This window comes from Bradyrhizobium sp. SPXBL-04, assembly GCF_051853035.1.
Taxonomy (GTDB): domain Bacteria; phylum Pseudomonadota; class Alphaproteobacteria; order Rhizobiales; family Xanthobacteraceae; genus Bradyrhizobium; species Bradyrhizobium zhanjiangense.
Genome location: NZ_CP182472.1, coordinates 4,296,673 through 4,314,956, shown reverse-complemented (window position 1 = coordinate 4,314,956; position 18,284 = coordinate 4,296,673). Strand labels below are relative to the sequence as shown.

Genomic DNA, 18,284 nt, shown 5'->3' with positions numbered 1-18,284 from the left:
CTCCGGGTTGACGGCTTCATTCCCGCGATGAAGTGCTGTAGAGCGCGACCGCGCTCGCCGCTCGGCCGAGCGCGACAGCCGCTACGAAGCAACGTTTGCCGCCATGAACCCGACCTGAGACGGCGGCCCCAAAACGAAATCGCCCGGGAGCGGTGATCCACTCCCGGGCGAGTCCGGACGTCGCAAGAATTAGTTCGGCACCGCCGCCTTCGACCCGGGCTTCGAGGCAACCGCATTCGCGGTGACGCCGTGCAAGAAGTCGAAAGCCGTATGCAGGGCTTTGTCGTCCTTCTCTTCCGGCGGGACGTAGGATTGTGATCCGGTCTGCTCGGTGCCGTCGGCGGCCGACAGATGCCCGCGCATCTGGGATTCCGCCATGGTGTCCATCCGGCCCTTCAGCTCGGGCGGCACGTCCTGGAGGATCTCGATGTCCGGCGCGATGCCCTGGGCCTGGATCGAGCGGCCCGACGGCGTGTAGTAGCGCGCCGTGGTCAGCGCCAGCGCACCGTTGCCGGCGCCGAGCGGAATGATCGTCTGCACCGAGCCCTTGCCGAACGACCGCGTACCGATCAGCGTCGCACGCTTGTGGTCATGCAGCGCACCGGAGACGATCTCCGAGGCCGAGGCCGAACCGCCGTTGATCAGCACGACCAGCGGCTTGCCCTTGGTGAGATCGCCGCCATGCGCCGTGAAGCGCTGAGTCTCTTCTGGATTGCGCCCGCGGGTCGAGACGACCTCGCCGCGTTGAAGGAATGCGCTCGACACCGAGACAGCCTGGTCGAGCAGACCGCCTGGATTGTTGCGCAGGTCCATCACATAGCCTGCGAGCTTCTCCGACGGGACCTGTTTGGAGATCGACGCGATCGCCTTCTTCAGGCCGTCGGTGGTCTGCTCGTTGAACGAGGTGATGCGGATATAGCCGATGTCGCCGTTCTCGACGTGGAAGCGCACCGGGCGCACATGGATGATCTCGCGGGTGATCGCGACGTCGAGCGGCGCGTCGGCCCCCTTTCGCACGATGGTGAGCTTGGTCTTGGTGTCGACCGGGCCCTTCATCTTGTTGACGGCCTGCTCGAGCGTCATGCCCTGCACGGCCTCGCCGTCGATCTTGCTGATGAGGTCGCCGGACATGATGCCGGCCTTCGAGGCCGGTGTATCGTCGATCGGCGAGACGACCTTGACGAGGCCATCCTCCATCGTGACCTCGATGCCGAGCCCGCCGAACTCGCCGGAGGTGGTCTCCTGCATCTCGGTCCAGGCCTTGGCGTTCATGTAGCGCGAATGCGGATCGAGCGAGGTCACCATGCCCGTAACCGCGCCTTCGATCAGCTTGGCATTGTCGGGCTTCTCGACATAGTTCGCCTTGACCCGCTCGAACACCGCGCCAAACAAGTTGAGCTGGGAATAGGCATCATCCGCGCTCGCCGCCGCCCGTGCCGCCCACACGCCGCCGTGGGGACTGGCTACCAGAAGGGTCAGACACGCTCCCGTGAGCGCGCCCAGGGGGAACAGCAGGTTTTTCCGCATGGATTGACTGGCCTTTTGCTTAGCGGTTCTCTTGAGGGGCTTGTCTCTCGGGCTTGGAAGCCGCCATGCAAATGGCGATCCAAGTCACGTCTCACAACACCATTCTGGTTTCTTCAAGGCCGGCCTGCCGTGCCGGCGGTACGGCGAAGAAATCCCTTCGCCGTGGCTTAAACTTTTGGCAACGTTCCGAAACCACTTTGTGCAAAGCGGACATCGGTCGGCCGCCCACGCCTCGCAGCTATGCGATTTTAGGATGGTTTTGGAGGGCCGGACGCGATAGGCGATGGCGATAAGACTTCAAATTCTCGGGAGGACAACAATGAACGACGCGCCCCGCATCCGGCCGGAAAGGAACGTCGAACTCGGCGCCAGCAACGAGCCGTTCCAGAACCTGCACGAATTCATCCGGAAAGCGCGCGCCAATCTCAACCAGAATGCCTGGGACTACATCGTCGGCGCTGCCGAGACCGAGACCACGATGCGCCGGAACCGGATGGCGCTGGACGAGATCGCCTTCCGCCCCCGCGTGCTGCGCGATGTTCGCAAGGTCGACGGCTCGGTCGAGCAACTCGGCCGCAGGATGCGGCTGCCGGTGGTGCTCGCCCCGGTCGGTGCGCTCGAAATCTTCGATCCCGATGGTGCGGCAAGCGTAGCCCGCGCCGCCGGCACCTTCGGTGCGGCGCACATGTTGAGCTCCGTGTCCGAGCCCGGCCTGGAAAAGACTGCCGAGGCCGCGCCCGACGCGCTGCGGCTCTATCAGCTCTATGTCCGCGGCGACGATGCCTTCGTCGCGGATGTCGTCAGCCGCTCCGAAAAGAACGGCTATGCCGCATTCTGCCTGACCGTCGACACCGCCCATTACAGCCGTCGCGAACGTGACATCGCCAAGCGCTACGTTCGCGAAAGCCGCCTGCGCGCCACCGGCGGCGATTTCCAGAAAGGCCTGGAGTGGCGGACCGTGAAGATGATCAAGGACAAATTCAGGATCCCGCTGATCCTGAAGGGCATTGCCACGGCCGAGGATGCCCAGATCGCGATCGATCACGGTGTCGAGTGGATCTACGTCTCCAACCATGGCGGCCGTCAGCTCGATCACGGCCGCGGCGCCATGCATGTGCTGCCTGAAATCGTCGAGGCGGTGAAGGGCCGCGCCAAGATCATGGTCGATGGCGGCTTTTGCCGCGGCACCGACATCGTCAAGGCGATCGCGGCGGGCGCCGACATCGTCGGCATCGGCCGGCTGCAATGCTGGGCGCTGGCGGCGGCCGGCGAAGCCGGCGTGATGCGGATGCTGGAACTGCTGGAGGACGAAGTGCTGCGCTGCCTCGGCCTCTTGGGTGCCACCTCGTTCGCCGAGGTCGACAAGTCCTGCCTGCATCAGGCGACTGCAACGAATGCGCCGAGCGTGTTCAGCGCGTTCCCGCTGTTCGACCACGATCCCTATCGATACTGAAGTGAAAGGACACGATGACCTCGCTCTCTCCCGGCAGCGCCGATGCGCTCCTGTTCGACCTCGGACGCGTGGTGCTCGATATCGACTTCTCCAAGGCGATCGCCTGCTGGGCGGGACATGCCGGCTGCCAGCCCGAGGCCATCGTTGCGCGCTATGTGCGTGACGAGGCCTACCGGCTGCACGAGGTCGGCAAGATCAGCGACGAGGATTATTTCCAATCGCTGCGTTCATCGCTCGGGATCGACATTTCCGATGCGCAGTTTCTGGAGGGATGGAACGCGATCTTCGCCGGCGAGATGCCCGATATCGCCGAGCTCTTGCCGCGCGCTGCCAAGCAGATGCCGCTCTATGTCTTCTCCAATACCAACCGGCCGCATGTCGACTATTTCTCGAAGGAATATGCCGGCGTGCTCGGCCATTTCCGCGAGCTCTATTTGTCGTCCAGCATCGGCCTGCGCAAACCGGATGCGGAGGCGTTCGACCATGTCGTGACGTCGATCGGCGTGCCGGCCAGCCGAATCGTGTTCTTCGACGACCTTGCCGAGAACGTCGAAGGGGCGCGGGCGCGCGGATTGACGGCGGTGCATGTCACCTCGCCCAGTGATGTCGGCAACGCCTTGCGAGCGTTGGGAATTTGACTGCCGACGCCCCGGCTGATCTGGTTGGGTTCCGAGGACCAAATCTGCTTGGGAATGCGGAACCAAATCACCTTGTGCATTTTTGTACAGAGTTCCGGGAACGGAAATACTTCCTCCGGACTCTATGAGTCCGTTGGGACTTCTACATCGGACTTATTCTCGTGCTGGGCAAAGCCTACCTCACAAAGCAAGCTTCTCTGCTGCTCGAATTCGCCAGAACCACCTCGGATTCGCGCCTCTCCGCCAAGCTCATCAGCAAGGCCGCCGACCTGAAATCTCAGGCCGATCCGCTGCCGGACAAGGATCAGGGCCCCAAAGCTCCGGACGTGACGCCTAGCGTCAGTTCGGGCGAACAGACGCAGAGTTGATCGATGCTGGCCGTGGCTCTCGTCATTCTCGTCCTAGCCATGGCCACTCTGGTACCAATCTGCCTCGTCCTGGAGATCATGTCCCGCCCGGCCTGACATCGCCTTCGTTGCCTGCGAATGCGTCGTCGGGATGATCATTCCGCTCGGCTGCTCTTTTGCCTCTGCGCTCGCGCTCGGCTAGAAGGCTTCCTGCCAATTCGTCCGCGAGCAGGAGTTTTCGCCGTGGCTCTCATGCCGGTTTCCGATGCGCTTGCCGCCGTGCTTGCCGGCGCGGAGCCTCTGGCCGAGGAAATGGTTGCTCTCGACGCAGCCTTCCACCGTGTGCTCGCCCGCGACGTGGCGGCGCTGCGCACGCAGCCGCCGGAAGCGATGTCGGCGATGGATGGCTATGCCGTGCGCGCGGCCGACGCGGGGGCGATCGATTCCCGACTGACGGTGATTGGCGAGGTAGCGGCGGGTCGTCCGTTCGCGGGAACGGTCGGCGCCGGCGAAGCCGTGCGGATCTTCACCGGCGGCGTCGTTCCCAACGGTGCCGACGCGGTCGTGATCCAGGAGGATACGGTCGCGGACGGCACGCGCATCACGATCAAGGAAGCCGCGATTCCCGGTCGGCACATCCGCCCCGCAGGCGTTGACTTCGCCGAAGGCGACGTGCTCCTGCGCAAGGGAACCCGTCTCACCGAGCGCGACCTCGCGCTCGCCGCCGCCATGAATCACCCGCAGCTTGCCGTCTGCCGCCGCCCGAAGGTCGCGATCCTCGCCACCGGCGACGAACTGGTGATGCCAGGCGCCGCGCCCGGCCGCGGCCAGATCGTCTATTCCAACGGCTATGCCCTGCACGCGCTCGCCCGCAGCGAGGGGGCCGAGACCATCGACCTCGGCATCGCCGCCGACACGCTGGAGGCCACCACCGCCGGCATCCGCCGCGCCCGCGAGAGCGGCGCCGACATCCTGGTCACGACCGGCGGCGCATCGGTCGGCGACCACGATCTGGTCCAGCAGGCGCTGAGGGACGAAGGTATCTCGATGGCGTTCTGGAAGATTGCGATGCGCCCGGGCAAGCCGATGATGCATGGGCGGCTCGGCGCGATGCGCGTGATCGGCCTGCCGGGTAATCCCGTCTCCTCCTATGTGTGCGCCTTCCTGTTCATGGTCCCGCTGATTCGTGCGGTGTCGGGTCGATCCGTGATTCATCACCGCCATGAGCGCGCCGTGCTCGGCCGCGATGTGGGCGCAAACGATATGCGCGCGGATTATCTTCGCGCACGTCTGGAACAGCGCGACGACGGCACGCTGGTGGCCGTTCCCGTCCATCACCAGGATTCCTCGCTGCTTGCGAATCTCGCTGCGGCACAGGCACTTCTCGTGCGCGCACCGTTCGCGCCGAAGGCCGGAGCTGGCTCGCCTTGCGAGGTGCTGCGCCTGCCCGTCTGAGCGCATCCACCACACGTGTTCCGCGAACTTTGTCGTGTTCACGCAAAATTAAGCAGTTGCGGAACACATATCGAACATATAGTGTCCGTTCATGATTTGTTTCGAGGATGTAGCGGTTCGCCGCTCCAATTCAGCGTCTCGGAATCGAACGACATCAACCGGGGGACTTTGGTCGAGATGTTAACGCGCAAACAATACGAGCTTCTGCGGTTCATCAGCGAACGTCTGAAGGAAAGCGGCGTGCCGCCCTCCTTCGACGAGATGAAGGATGCGCTCGACCTGCGCTCGAAATCGGGCATCCATCGCCTGATCACCGCGCTGGAGGAGCGCGGCTTCATCCGTCGCCTGCCCAACCGCGCCCGTGCCATCGAGGTGATCAAGCTGCCTGAGCTCCAGGCCGCCGCCGGCAACCGCCGCGGCTTCACGCCAAGCGTCATCGAGGGCAATCTCGGCAAGGTGCGCGCGAGCTCCAGCCCACCCGCCGACGAGGGCGAGCGTCCCGTTGCGGTGCCGGTGATGGGTCGCATCGCAGCCGGTACGCCGATCGAAGCGTTGCAGACCCGCAGTCACACCATCAGCGTACCGCCCGACATGCTCGGCTCGGGCGAACATTATGCGCTCGAAGTGCGCGGTGATTCGATGGTCGAGGCCGGCATCCTTGACGGCGACATGGCGCTGATCCAGCGCAACGAGAGCGCCGATACCGGCGACATCGTGGTGGCGCTGATCGACGACGAGGAAGCGACGCTCAAGCGCTTCCGCCGCCGCGGCGCGTCGATCGCGCTCGAGCCCGCCAACGCCGCCTACGAGGTGCGCATCCTGCCGCCGAACCGGGTGAAGATTCAGGGCAAGCTGATCGGACTGTACCGCAAGTACTGAGAAGACTCAGTGGTCATTCGATACCGATGATTCCGATTGGAGCGGACGGATTGTCCGCTTCAGCTGGATAGTCTTTCTGGTCTTGGGCAGATTATCTGGCCCCTTTCCAAGCGCTACGTCCTCGGCATGCCGCCCGAAGCACTCATCGCTTTGCGGCTCAAGAGATCGAGGAGACAACGATGCGTAGGATCGTTTTGAGCGCCTTCGCAACTGTGCTGATCGCTGCATCGGCAGCGCAAGCATTCGCAGCACAATCGCAGCACCATCCCCGCAAGTCGGCGCATGCGACAACGAGTGAGCAATTCCGCAGCGCCCGAAGTGCCGTCGCGCGACAGCCACAGCCGAGTTGGCCATATTCCGGATGGTCGGCGCCCGCAGGCCGCTGACGCTCGCATCCGCCAAATGCACTGAAGCGAGCTTTGTTCCTATTGGATTCGGGAAAGATAATGTGATCGCATCCGGCTGACGCCAGCCGCAGATTCGCCCACAAGCAAGCAGAATGTTACGTGCTTCCACTCTGATAGAGGCTTGCGCCTCCGAAAGAGGCGCGGGTTGCTATCTTCGAATAGGAGCACCCGATGTGTGACTACAGTCTGCATGCCGTTGCATCGCGCCCCGCCGAAGTCGGCGAGACGATCGTGTCGACAACGTTCCGCGGCACCTCGACGCGCGGCTTCGCTTCCGCGGCCGACCCGACCGTGGCCGTCTGCCTGCTGCCGGGAACGGAGCTCGCCTTCGCCGACAACGTCCGTTACGACAATCGTTGGATCTGGACGCGCACGATCAACTCCCGCGTCGGCAAGTTCGGCAAGATCGATCCGCACATTCCCGATCGCCATCATGACGCGATCGAATTCCCCGACGGCAAATACGTGCTGGTGACGCAGCTCGTCGAAGGCCAGCACGCAACCGTGCTGCAACTGCCGGTGACGCAGCCGGTCAGCGAGCGTGAGCACAAGCCGCAGATCGATGCCGACAGCCGGCCGACGATCACGCGTCTGCCGATCGGCTGAGCCGTCCCTGGCCACCAGGTCGGGCCAGGATTGAAAATGCCATCGCCGGCCGAGGCCGGCGAGATGGTATGATTTATGTTCTGCGGAAGTCCGGCTGGACCCGGACCAGCTCCTGCATTTGTTCTTAATCGTCTGGCCTTAATCGTCGGCCTGCAAGTCGGTCTCCGCCGGAATCGCGTCCCGGTTGCGGGCCGTAGCCGCCTTCGGCGCGAGGCTTCCGTCGAAATCACCCTCGCCGGCGCCGGCCGGGAGCCAAGGGCGGCTTGTGCCTCTTGCTCTCACAGCCTGAACCGCAAAACCGTCACCACGCTGCGTCAACGCCAGCGCGCCTTGGCTGGTGAGACGCTGCCGATCGACCACCATCGCCGCGCAATCGGGCGGTGCGGGCCGCCGCGTCACTACCAGCGCGGCGCGGCTGCAATCATCAGCCAGCGCGTCGATCCGCAAGGAAAGCGCAACCAGCCTCCCGTCGGCGAGCGGCGTCACGCAGCCGGCCTCGTCGCACGACACGCCGTCGGCCAGCGAGCTACTCCCGGCGTCGCGCGGATCGGCGTCGGCAGCTAACCACTCCCTAAGCAGAAAGCCGTCCTTGCTCGTCCGGATCACATGCAGGTGTCCGTCGCGGCCGCGCACCGCGACGCTCGCGCCGTCTCCGGCAATCAGGATATCGGGCTGCCGCACCGACAGCCCCCAGGCAATGGAAGCCAGTAGCAGCAGGGCACCAGACCAGCGCAAGGGGGTGCGCAACAGGCCCATCACGATGATCCCGAGGCTTGCCGCGACCAGCGGCGCGATGCCGAAGGCGGGGATGCGGCCGACTGCGCCCGGCAGTGCCGCCACCCAGCGCGATACCGCGACCATCCAGTCGATCCCGATCCCCATTAGCCACCAGAACACGCCGTCGAGCCCGAAGGGAGCCGCGAGCAATCCCAGCAGCCCCGCCGGCATCACCAGCGCCGAAACCACCGGCATCGCGCCAAGATTGGCGAGTACGCCAAACGGCGTGACACGGTGAAAATGGAAGGCGGCATAGGGCGTGGTCGCAAGCCCCGCGATCAGCGAGGCCAGGAACAGCATCGCGATCTCGCGGCCGCCCCATAGCGCGATGCGCGCTGTCGCCGAATGATCGGGCGAAGCAAACAGGTTCGGCATGCCGATCTGTACCAGCGCGACCAGCCCGAGCGTCGCGGCGAAGGACATTTGAAAACTCGGATGCACCAGCGCTTCGGGCGCGACCGCGAGCACGATCAGCGCGGCCACCGCCAGCGTGCGGAAGGTGATGGCGCGGCGATCGACCATGACCGCGATCAGCACCACCGCCGTCATGAAAAACGATCTTTGCGTCGCGACCTCCGCGCCTGACAGCAGCAGATAGAACGCGGCCGCCACCAGCGCTGCGGCTGCCGACCATTTCTTGATGGCAAAGCCCGCCGCCAGCCCCGGGATCAGTGCCAGTAGCGCACGCACCGCGAAGAACACGACACCGGCGACAACCGCCATGTGATAGCCGGAGATCGACAGCACATGGCCGAGCCCCGAGATGAACATGGCGTCGTTGACGGGCGTGGTGATCGCATCGCGCCGTCCGGTGAGCAGCGCGGTCGCGATCGCACGGTTGTCGCCCTCGAGCGTCGCACGGATGCGCGCGTCGATCGCATCGCGCAGGCCCTGCATGAAGGCCGCGTAGCGCAGCCGCAGACCACCGGCATCCGGCGGCACTGAAGCGGTGATCGCGCCCATCACGAAGCCGGAGGCGCCGATGCCCTGGAAGAACATGTCGCGGGAGAAATCGTAGCTGCCCGGGCGCACGGGAGAGATCGGCGGCATCAGGCGCGCCTTCAGCTGCACGAAGCTGCCGACCTCCGGCGCCGTCCCCTTGCGTACCGACAGGCGCACGCGCTCCAGCCTGACGTCGCTGCGCTGCGCCTCCATCGCGGTAACGCGCAGCACGAAGCGATCGGTGCGCTCGCGGATGTCGCGGGTCTCGACGAAGCCCGACAGCGACACCGAATAGAGCGGCTTGGCCAGCACGGGATGGGCGATGCGCGCCGTCTTCCACGTCGCCATGGCAAAACCCGCCGCCACCGCCGCGATCATGATCGCGGGCGCGAACAGCCGGCTCCGCCGCAACAGGACGGCGCCGAGCATGAGCGCGGCCGCCGTCGCGGCAACGACCCACAGCACGGGCTCGTGATCGGCGGCGAAATAGAGCGCGATGCCGGTACCGAAGGCGACGGGCACCCAGGGCAATAGCCGCCCGGCGCCGGCCTCAGCGCGCGCCCATTCGCGCAGCGTCTCGACGGTCGCGGGCCACGCACCAAAGCCCGCCGGCGCAAAGCCGCCGGCCGATGTGGCGCGGCCAACCGGCCACGTTCCAGCGACTCCCTGGGAGCGTACTGGCTGCACCGGCTCCGCCATTCCCCTGCACCTTACGCTACGCGACGGGTGCAGAGGCTACCGGAACGTGCGGCTGCGCGAATAGCGGTACGGATCAGGAACGAACGCGGCGAGACCCTACTTTTCCCCTCCATCGTCACGGCGAGCGCCGCCTTGGCATCTCTTCTGGATTCCTCGCAACGCCTGAGACGTCTTTGACCAGAAGTCGCGAAGTATTCGAGCCCTTGCGATCTCGTTCGCAAAGCGTCCTGCGACAGATCGATTGAGCCGAAAGTCTCATAAGTTGCCGGCCCGAGGTGGGATTACACTACGGTTCCCCGCCTTCCCGACGGACGGGCAAGGCAGTGGTGGCTCGCGGTTCTAAGGCCGCCGGAGCTCTTCTCAGGTGGCGCGAAAGTGCGCCTGAAGTCAGACGTTGCCGACGCAACTCTTTGAATTGGCGCCTGCGACGCCGCGCATCACGCTCTCCCCGCGAGAAGATCGATCGCTGAAACAAGCGAGGAGACGTCTTGAAACCATAGGAGTCGCACATGCAGGTACCGAGTGATTTTCGCCGCGTGATCATCGCTGCATCGGTGGGAAACATCATCGAATGGTATGATTTCTACATCTTTGGCAGCCTGGCCGCAGTTCTATCGGTCAAGTTCTTTGAGCAATCCCACCCGGTTGCCGCCCTCCTCAGCACGATCGCGCTCTTCACGGCAGGATTTCTCATCCGTCCGCTGGGTGCCTTCCTGTTCGGATGGATGGGTGACCGGGTCGGCCGCAAATACACCTTTCTCATTACGCTCAGCGGAATGGGACTCGGCACGGGAGCGATCGGGTTGATCCCGACCTACCAGTCGATTGGTCTGACGGCGGCGTTCGTTCTCTTCGGCCTGCGCATGATCCAAGGCCTGTGCCTGGGCGGCGAATATGGTGGCGCCATCACCTACGTCGCCGAACATGTGCCGGACGATCGACGCGGCTATTATACCGGCTGGCTGCAGACCTCGCCTACTCTCGGAATCGTGGTGTCGCTGGCCGTCATCATCCTCACGCGGACATATGCCGGCAACCAGGCCTTCGACGAATGGGCTTGGCGCGTTCCGTTCCTGCTGTCCTTCCTGCTGGTGGCGATTGCGATCTACATCCGGCTCCAGCTCCAGGAAACGCCGATCTTCCAGGAGATCAGGTCCCGCGGCCAGATGACGAGGAATCCTTGGAAGGAGGCTTTCCTCAGCTCCAACATCAAATACATCGGGATCGCAATTGTGGTCCTGATCGGACAGGGCGTGGTCTGGTACAGCGGTCAGTTCTGGGCGCTGTACTTCCTGCAGCAGGTCTCCAAGGTGGACCCGCTGACCTCCGCCTACATCGTGGGCGCCGCACTGCTCATTGCCACGCCGAGCCTGATCTTCTTTGGCTGGCTGTCGGATCTGATTGGCCGCAAGCCGGTGATCCTCGGCGGCATGCTGCTCGCCGCGATCACGTACTATCCGCTGTATCTGTGGCTGGGGACTGTCACGCAGCCCGGAAACGTCAACTATCCGGTCGCGACCTTCATCATCTTCATCCTGGTTTGCTATGTCGGGATGGTATACGGGCCGGTCGGCGCGTTTCTGGCGGAATTCTTTCCTGCCAGGATCAGGTATACGTCAGTCTCAGTGCCGTACCACATCGGCAATGGCTGGGGTGGCGGATTGGTGCCGTTCATCACGTCGGCGGCATTCGCCGCGACCGGCAGCATCGGCTATGCGCTGATTTATCCGATCGTGGTCCCCGCGGTGTGCTTCGTGCTTGCCGTCTTCCTGATGCCGGAAACGCGCAAGATCAGCATCTGGGAGCCGATCGAGCCGAGAGCTGCATTGTGATGGGTTGATGATCCCGGTGCAGGACCGCGGGGCCCTGCGCCAGGGTTCGTCTCGAGGCGCAGTGACGATCGTTCCCCTCGGCACCGCGCCCGAGCGAGCCGATCTCGAACTCCCGGCCGCCAGCAAATGGCGGTCGGCAAGCGCCCGACTAGCACCGCTTCTCAGCCGGCCAGGCGATGCCAACGATCGTGCCACCAGGTGCTGAAGTCGCGATCGGTCATCAGCTCCCAGACAGCGAGTAGGATCACCAGTGTGCCGGAGAGCACGCTGCTCACCGTGGCCGATACCGGCTCATAGCCGATGGTCCAAGGTGCCAGTAGCAGAGCCAGGCCCAGCAGCATTTCTCCCCATTCTTCCAGATAGGACGGGATGAAAAGTGCCTCGATGGCAAACAGCATGACGCCGAGCCCGAGCGCGATGGAGACCCAGACAGGCGCCCCGGACAAGCCCAGGATAAAGGACGAAAGAACCAGCCACAGGCCAACCAGGAGGCTGGCAGCGTCTTGCCAATGTTGGATGCGCATAATGCTCACCTCCCTTCTCCCGGTTAGATGGTGGCGCAGCTGAGAAAATGCATCCCTCCGACCTCCGCCGTGTTGCCGCACAGAAGCCGCATCTAATCCTCGCGGCCCATGCCCCGGAAAGGGCCCTTGCGAGGGCCTGCACCAGGATGCAGACTAGCCGCGCTTGACAGGTGTCGACGTCTATCGTCCCGGCCGCACCTCGTTCGCGTTGCGCCCGGGACAAGAGGGAGGTGACGCCATGCGAGAAATCGAAATCCACGACTATGCGCGGCAGTTGCTGGAAGCACATGGCCCCAAGGCCATTGCGGAAGCCGCCCAGAACGCCATCGATCTCGAGTCGAAGGGCGAACTTGAGCTCGCCAAGACCTGGCGGCATATCGAAGACGCCATGAAGCTGATGCGCGGGCCTCACCAAAGCTGAAGCAGCCGGCGTGCGTAGCCGCCTGACCGCAAATGCCGCCAAGCCGGATTGAGGCTGGAGGGGCGGCAACACAGAGTATGGACCACAATCCGTCGCAAGCCGTTCGGCTGCGGCTGAACGGCAACGCGACCCGCAAGACGCGCATCTCCACGATGCTGGGAGCGAGCCATGTTTCCAAAATGTGCGACGGCCGAAGATCTCGTGAAGGCGATCAAGGACGAGAAGGTCCAGATGATCGATCTGCGGTTCACTGACCTTCCGGGGGTATGGCAGCATTTTTCCGTCCCGCCGAGCGCAGTGCGCGTCGATGCGCTCGAGGAGGGCATCGGGTTCGACGGCTCATCGATCCGCGGCTTCCAGGAGATTCAGGAGAGCGACATGCTGGTCGTCGCCGATCCGACGACGGCCTTCGTCGACCCCTATAGTCCGGCAACGACGCTGGTCCTCATCTGCAACATCCGCGACCCCGTGACCGGTCAATCCTATAGCCGCGATCCACGCTACATCGCCCAGAAGGCTGAAACCTATCTCAAGGGCACTGGTCGCGCCGATACGAGTTACTTCGGCCCGGAAGCGGAGTTCTTCGTCTTCGACGACGTCCGCTACGGTCAAGGCATCAATTACGCCATGCACGAGATCGATTCCAGCGAAGGCAGCTGGAACACCGGCGCGGAGGAAGCGCCGAATCTGGGGCACAAGCCGCGCCCTAAGGAGGGATATTTTCCCGTTCCTCCGACCGACAGCATGCAGGCGCTACGCACCGAAATGGTGCTGACCATGGAGCAGCTGGGAATCCAGATCGAAGCTCATCACCACGAGGTCGCAACCGGCGGCCAGAACGAAATCGACATGCGCTTCACAACCCTGACCCGCATGGCCGACAATTTGATGATCTACAAATATGTGGTGAAGAATACCGCGCATGCGCACGGCAAGACAGCGACCTTCATGCCGAAACCGCTGTTCGAGGACAACGCTTCGGGCATGCATGTGCACCAGTCGCTGTGGAATGGCGAGACCAACCTGTTCTACGACCAGGGCGACTATGCCGAATTGAGCCAGCTCGGCCGCTACTACATCGGCGGCCTCCTGACCCACGCCTGGGCATTGTGCGGGCTTTGCGCCCCGACGACCAACTCCTATCGGCGCCTGGTGCCGGGCTATGAGGCCCCGATCAACCTCGTCTACTCCCAACGCAATCGTTCGGCCTGCTGCCGAATTCCCATGTACTCGCCGAATCCACGCGCAAAGCGCGTCGAGTTTCGTTCACCCGACCCCTCCTGCAATCCCTACCTGGCTTTTGCCGCAATGCTGATGGCGGGCCTCGACGGTATCGACAACCGGATCGATCCCGGCAGTCCCATCGACAAGAACCTTTACGACCTGCCACCGGCCGAAGCGAAGCAAGTGAAGTCGACACCGGGATCGCTGGATCAGGCGCTGGACGCACTCCAGCGCGACCACGCATTCCTGCTGCGCGGCGACGTCTTCACGGCCGACCTGATCGAGACCTGGCTCGACTACAAGCGAAAAAAGGAGGTCGATGCGATCCGGCTGCGACCGCATCCCTATGAATTCCACCTCTACTACGACATCTGACAGCGGTCCTCACTGCGGAATCGTCCGCGGCTGACCAAAATCGCGTCGTGGCCCCTGTCGGCACCATCGGCGAAGGCGCTTGAAATGAGTTTCATGGCTCTCTCCTCGGGCTGAAATCCATCGGGCGCTGTTGCAGCAGAATAGTTTGCCATGCGACCACTTTTCCATCCGAGCCTGGTCAACGGTCGCTACGGCGACCCGACGGTCTATGTCGAAACGCTGTTCGAAAAGCGAAGTCTGCTGTTCGATGTCGGAGAGATTGCTTCACTAGCGCCGCGGAGGATACGGCGCGTCGACCAGATCTTTGTCTCGCATGCACATATTGATCATTTCGTGGGCTTCGACCATCTGCTTCGCTTGCTCGTCGGGCATGAGAAATCGGTGCAGCTGTTCGGTCCGTCCGGCTTTGCCGAGCACGTCTTTCACAAGCTTCAGGCCTATTGCTGGAACCTGGTCGAAACCTATCCCTGCGATCTCGTATTTGATGTAACCGAACTCGGAACGGCGGATTCCATCTCGACCACGCGGTTCCACCTGAGGAAGGCGTTCGCAGCAGAGCCATCAGTCTCTCGCAAGACCTTTGGCGGCGTACTCTGCGATGAACCGACCCATCGCGTGTCCGCCGCGATCCTTGAACATGGCACGCCCTGCCTCGCCTTTGCGCTGCAGGAGGCAGCGCATGTCAACGTATGGAAGAACCGGCTGCTGGAGCGCGGACTGCCCGTCGGTCCCTGGTTGCTGTCGCTGAAGAAGGCCATCGTCGAGCGTCGCGCCGACGATCATTTGATCCGCATCGATGAAACGGCAACGTCAGATCGCCTCGTTCCGCTCGTCAGCCTGCGCGATCTCGTGACGGTCACTGCGGGCCAGAAAATTGCCTATGTAACCGATGTTGCCGACACGCCGGCCAATCGCGCCGCCATCGTGGCGCTGATTCAGAATGCAGACATCCTCTTCATCGAGGCGGCGTTTGCGGGGGCCGACGCCGCATTGGCGAGTGAGCGGGCTCATCTTACAACCACGGCTGCCGGAGAAATCGCACGGGAAGCCAATGTGCGCCGCGTCGAGCCCTTCCACTTCTCTCCGCGCTATGCGGGAGAGCAGGAGCGGATGCTGGCCGAGGTGATGGCGGCGTTCAGGCATCTCGCACCTGACGCAAAGAGCTAAGCGGCAGGACCGGAGTGGAAAGTCATGTCCGAGGAACGACATCTGCCAGCGGTGTGTCGGAAACCGGTGCGGCTCTTCCTATGCGGAGATGTCATGTGCGGCCGCGGCATCGACCAGGTGCTGGCGCACCCCTGTAGCCCCGAGATTTACGAGGATTACATGCGATCGGCGTCTGGCTACGTGCAGCTCGCCGAGCAGGCGAACGGGCCTATTCCGCGGCGCAATGGATCGTCCTACGTCTGGGGCGCTGCACTGGACCAATTCGAGTCCATGCAGCCGGACGCGCGGATCATCAATCTCGAAACGGCTGTGACGGGCAGCAACGACCGCGCGAATAAGGGCATCAACTACCGCATGAGCCCCGAGAACGCAGAGTGTCTCGCGGCCGCGGGGATCGACTGCTGTCTATTGGCCAACAACCATGTGCTCGATTGGGGTCGCGCCGGCCTAGTAGAGACGCTGACGACATTGCAGAAGCTCAACATCAAGGTGGCGGGCGCAGGCCGCAATGATCGGGAAGCGCGCGCACCCGCAGTGCTGAGCCTTGCCGACGCGCGGCTCCTGGTCTTTGCGTTCGGATCGACATCGAGCGGAATCCCGTTCAAGTGGGTTGCAATGTCAGACACTCCGGGCGTCAACCTGCTGCCTGACCTCAGCGGGGCGAGCGCGTTCGAGGTCGCTGACCAGGTCATGGCGGCCAGAAGGCCGGGCGATCTCACGGTGGTGTCGATCCATTGGGGATCCAATTGGGGATATGACATTCCCGATGAGCAGAGGATTTTTGCCCGGGCCCTGGTCGACAAGGCAGGCGTGTCGATCGTTCACGGGCATTCTTCGCACCATCCGAGAGCGATCGAAATCTATCGAGACCGCCTTATACTCTATGGCTGCGGTGATTTTCTGAACGACTATGAGGGGATCCGTGGTTACGAGCGCTACCGCGACGACCTGGCGTTGATGTATTTCGTCGACCTGGATCCAACCAGCGGAAGACTCCATGCGCTCAAACTGGTTCCCATGCAGATCAAGAACTTTCGTCTCTCCATTCCATCGCGGCGCGACATTGAATGGATCCGGCAAACCCTGGATAGGGAATGCCGGCCGTTCGGAACGAGGGTCATTTTTGAATCCGAACAGCAGCTTGCATGTGTCGCGCAGAGGGCAACGACCTGACTCTCGTAACAAGCACTCCCCGATAGAATTGGCGGGCCGGCGCGACCGGGACTGCGTCCCCGCCGGGCAGCTGACCTAATCTTCGACTCCCGCTAGCCGACGAAGGCTGTGGCTTTGCCAAACGCCGCCTTCGGATGTTTTATGCTCAATGTCCGCCGCGGAGGTTACGCGCGATGTTGACCCAGATTTATGAAATCTCGACCATCGAAGAGGCGTCCGCTGTTTCAGCCATTGGCATCGATCATGTCGGTGTGCTCGTCGGAGACGGTCGATTTCCGCGCGAGCTGCCGATCTCAGGAGCTTCCGAAATCGCCGCGGCGACTGTACCACCATCGAAGTTCTCAGCACTGTTTCTGACCTGCGATCTCTCCTTGATTGCCTCATGGGCGCGCGAACTCACCCCCGCGATCGTCCATTTGGGAGCCAGCGCCGAATTGCTTTCGCCGCAAGACGTTGCTTCCCTCAAACGCATGTTGCCCGGGATGGTCGTGATGAGGAGCATACCGGTGTTCGGCGAGGAGAGCATCGCGATTGCCCGCAGCTACGTTGGCATTGCAGACTTTCTGCTTCTCGACAGCTATCGAGCCACGGACGAGCAGATCGGCGCGCTCGGCGTGACGCATGACTGGGGTATCAGCCGCCGGATCGTGGACCTCGCCCCCGTTCCTGTTGTCCTTGCCGGTGGTCTCGGACCGGACAACGTCGCAGAGGCGATCCGCACCGTCCGTCCAGCCGGTGTTGATTCCAAGACGAGAACGGATCAGGACGGATCGCATGCCAAGGACCTGGATCGAGTCCGCCGCTTCCACGAAGCGGCTCGGGCGGCGGCGCCGTCATAGTGTGGAGCAGCTGACATCATGATTGTTTTGTTCACGGATTTCGGATTGCACGGCCCCTAGACGGGCCAGATGAAGGCATGGCGCCTGGCATACCCGCTATTGACCTCTTCACCGATGCGCCCATCGGGAATCCCAGGGCCGTGCGGACCGCGATCTTGGCCTTTCGACCGGCAGCCCGGTTGAGATTCGTCCCTTAGATGGTTATGTCGATGGTTATGTCGCAACGTGGTCTGCAGTTATGCGCACGCCAAGAAAGCAGAGCTCAGGAACGGATTGGCCAAAGCCGAAGACGCGCCACGCCAGGCGGCCGACGACTGGTAACAAGCGGCTGGCCGATCAGACCCGCAAGATTCTCGGCAAGCACTACGCGAGCAAATATCGGGTGCGGTAATCGCGATCGTTGCGCGGCCGGCTGTACGGCTTGCAATCACCTTCCGGCGGCCTAACATGTGGAACTCTGCCGATAGGAGCGTGGCCATGGAACTCACCGTGGTGCCCATCGTCAAACCGGACGCGGCCAACTTCATCTTTGGCCAGTCGCATTTCATCAAGACCGTGGAAGACCTCCACGAGGCGCTGGTAGGCGCGGTCCCGGGCATCCGCTTCGGGTTGGCCTTCTGCGAGGCTTCCGGCAAGCGGCTGGTGCGCTGGTCAGGTAATGACGAAGCCGCCCTCTCTCTCGCACGCGACAATGCATCGGCCATCGGCGCCGGCCACACTTTCCTGATCTTCCTGGGCGACGGGTTCTTTCCCGTCAACGTGCTGGCTGCCGTGCGCGCGGTGCCGGAGGTCTGCCGCATCTACTGCGCGACGGCCAACCCCACGCAGGTGATCGTCGCGCAAACGGAGCTTGGCCGCGGCGTGCTCGGCGTAGTGGATGGCGCCTCACCGCTGGGTATCGAGACCGACGCTGACATTGCGTGGCGGAAGGACCTCCTGAGAAAGATCGGCTACAAGCTGTAGCGGCCCGATGAAGCCGGATGCGATGAAGAACGCCCC

16 protein-coding genes are annotated in these 18,284 nt (G+C 63.2%); 13 read left to right on the top strand and 3 right to left on the bottom strand.

Going from position 1 to position 18,284, the window contains the following annotated elements; all coding sequences use genetic code 11:
• Positions 1–189: 189 nt before the first annotated feature.
• Entirely contained in the window at positions 190–1,527 is a 1,338-nt protein-coding gene (locus ACNJX8_RS20370) for a S41 family peptidase (RefSeq protein WP_128933516.1), read from the bottom strand.
• Between the two features lie 319 nt (positions 1,528–1,846).
• Between ACNJX8_RS20370 and ACNJX8_RS20365 the strand changes: the two genes are divergently transcribed.
• The 6 genes from ACNJX8_RS20365 (at position 1,847) to ACNJX8_RS20340 (ending at position 7,312) form a co-directional block, all read left to right on the top strand.
• Complete coding sequence (locus tag ACNJX8_RS20365) at positions 1,847–2,980, top strand: alpha-hydroxy acid oxidase (RefSeq protein ID WP_128940982.1); 1,134 nt, start codon at positions 1,847–1,849, stop codon at positions 2,978–2,980.
• Between the two features lie 14 nt (positions 2,981–2,994).
• Entirely contained in the window at positions 2,995–3,618 is a 624-nt protein-coding gene (locus ACNJX8_RS20360; protein WP_128940981.1) for an HAD family hydrolase, read from the top strand.
• A gap of 161 nt (positions 3,619–3,779) precedes the next feature.
• On the top strand, positions 3,780–3,986 hold the full coding sequence (locus tag ACNJX8_RS20355; protein ID WP_128933513.1) for a hypothetical protein: 207 nt from the start codon (positions 3,780–3,782) through the stop codon (positions 3,984–3,986).
• A 222-nt stretch (positions 3,987–4,208) separates the two neighbouring features.
• Positions 4,209–5,420: a molybdopterin molybdotransferase MoeA gene (locus ACNJX8_RS20350; protein ID WP_128933512.1), complete on the top strand. Its 1,212-nt coding sequence runs from the start codon at positions 4,209–4,211 to the stop codon at positions 5,418–5,420.
• Positions 5,421–5,597: 177 nt separating this feature from the next.
• Positions 5,598–6,299 carry a transcriptional repressor LexA gene (lexA, locus tag ACNJX8_RS20345; protein WP_091886069.1) on the top strand — a complete coding sequence of 234 codons (702 nt, stop codon included), beginning with the start codon at positions 5,598–5,600 and terminating at the stop codon, positions 6,297–6,299.
• A gap of 578 nt (positions 6,300–6,877) precedes the next feature.
• Positions 6,878–7,312, top strand: a complete 435-nt coding sequence (locus ACNJX8_RS20340; protein ID WP_164940408.1) for a hypothetical protein — start codon at positions 6,878–6,880, stop codon at positions 7,310–7,312.
• A 138-nt stretch (positions 7,313–7,450) separates the two neighbouring features.
• Here ACNJX8_RS20340 and ACNJX8_RS20335 read toward each other — a convergent pair whose 3' ends face one another.
• Positions 7,451–9,730 (bottom strand): ComEC/Rec2 family competence protein, encoded by a 2,280-nt coding sequence (locus tag ACNJX8_RS20335; RefSeq protein ID WP_439361786.1) that lies wholly within the window; start codon positions 9,728–9,730, stop codon positions 7,451–7,453.
• A 509-nt stretch (positions 9,731–10,239) separates the two neighbouring features.
• On the opposite strand from ACNJX8_RS20335, the gene ACNJX8_RS20330 reads away from it, so the two are divergent.
• On the top strand, positions 10,240–11,562 hold the full coding sequence (locus ACNJX8_RS20330) for an MFS transporter (RefSeq protein ID WP_439361785.1): 1,323 nt from the start codon (positions 10,240–10,242) through the stop codon (positions 11,560–11,562).
• 161 nt (positions 11,563–11,723) lie between these two features.
• Here ACNJX8_RS20330 and ACNJX8_RS20325 read toward each other — a convergent pair whose 3' ends face one another.
• Positions 11,724–12,086, bottom strand: coding sequence for an SPW repeat domain-containing protein (locus ACNJX8_RS20325; protein ID WP_164935205.1), 363 nt, complete (start codon positions 12,084–12,086; stop codon positions 11,724–11,726).
• 238 nt (positions 12,087–12,324) lie between these two features.
• Here ACNJX8_RS20325 and ACNJX8_RS20320 point away from each other — a divergent pair, with 238 nt between their 5' ends.
• From ACNJX8_RS20320 to ACNJX8_RS20295, 6 genes are all read left to right on the top strand, one after another.
• A complete protein-coding gene (locus ACNJX8_RS20320; RefSeq protein ID WP_164935201.1) occupies positions 12,325–12,507 on the top strand; it encodes a hypothetical protein in 183 nt (60 codons plus the stop codon).
• 168 nt (positions 12,508–12,675) lie between these two features.
• Positions 12,676–14,106 (top strand): type I glutamate--ammonia ligase, encoded by a 1,431-nt coding sequence (gene glnA, locus ACNJX8_RS20315; RefSeq protein WP_439361784.1) that lies wholly within the window; start codon positions 12,676–12,678, stop codon positions 14,104–14,106.
• A gap of 150 nt (positions 14,107–14,256) precedes the next feature.
• Complete coding sequence (locus ACNJX8_RS20310; protein ID WP_439361783.1) at positions 14,257–15,273, top strand: ribonuclease Z; 1,017 nt, start codon at positions 14,257–14,259, stop codon at positions 15,271–15,273.
• Positions 15,274–15,297: 24 nt separating this feature from the next.
• Complete coding sequence (locus ACNJX8_RS20305) at positions 15,298–16,446, top strand: CapA family protein (protein ID WP_439361782.1); 1,149 nt, start codon at positions 15,298–15,300, stop codon at positions 16,444–16,446.
• Between the two features lie 173 nt (positions 16,447–16,619).
• A complete protein-coding gene (locus ACNJX8_RS20300) occupies positions 16,620–17,285 on the top strand; it encodes a phosphoribosylanthranilate isomerase (protein WP_439361781.1) in 666 nt (221 codons plus the stop codon).
• Positions 17,286–17,762: 477 nt separating this feature from the next.
• Positions 17,763–18,248, top strand: coding sequence for an adenosine-specific kinase (locus ACNJX8_RS20295; protein ID WP_128933503.1), 486 nt, complete (start codon positions 17,763–17,765; stop codon positions 18,246–18,248).
• Positions 18,249–18,284 lie beyond the last annotated feature (36 nt).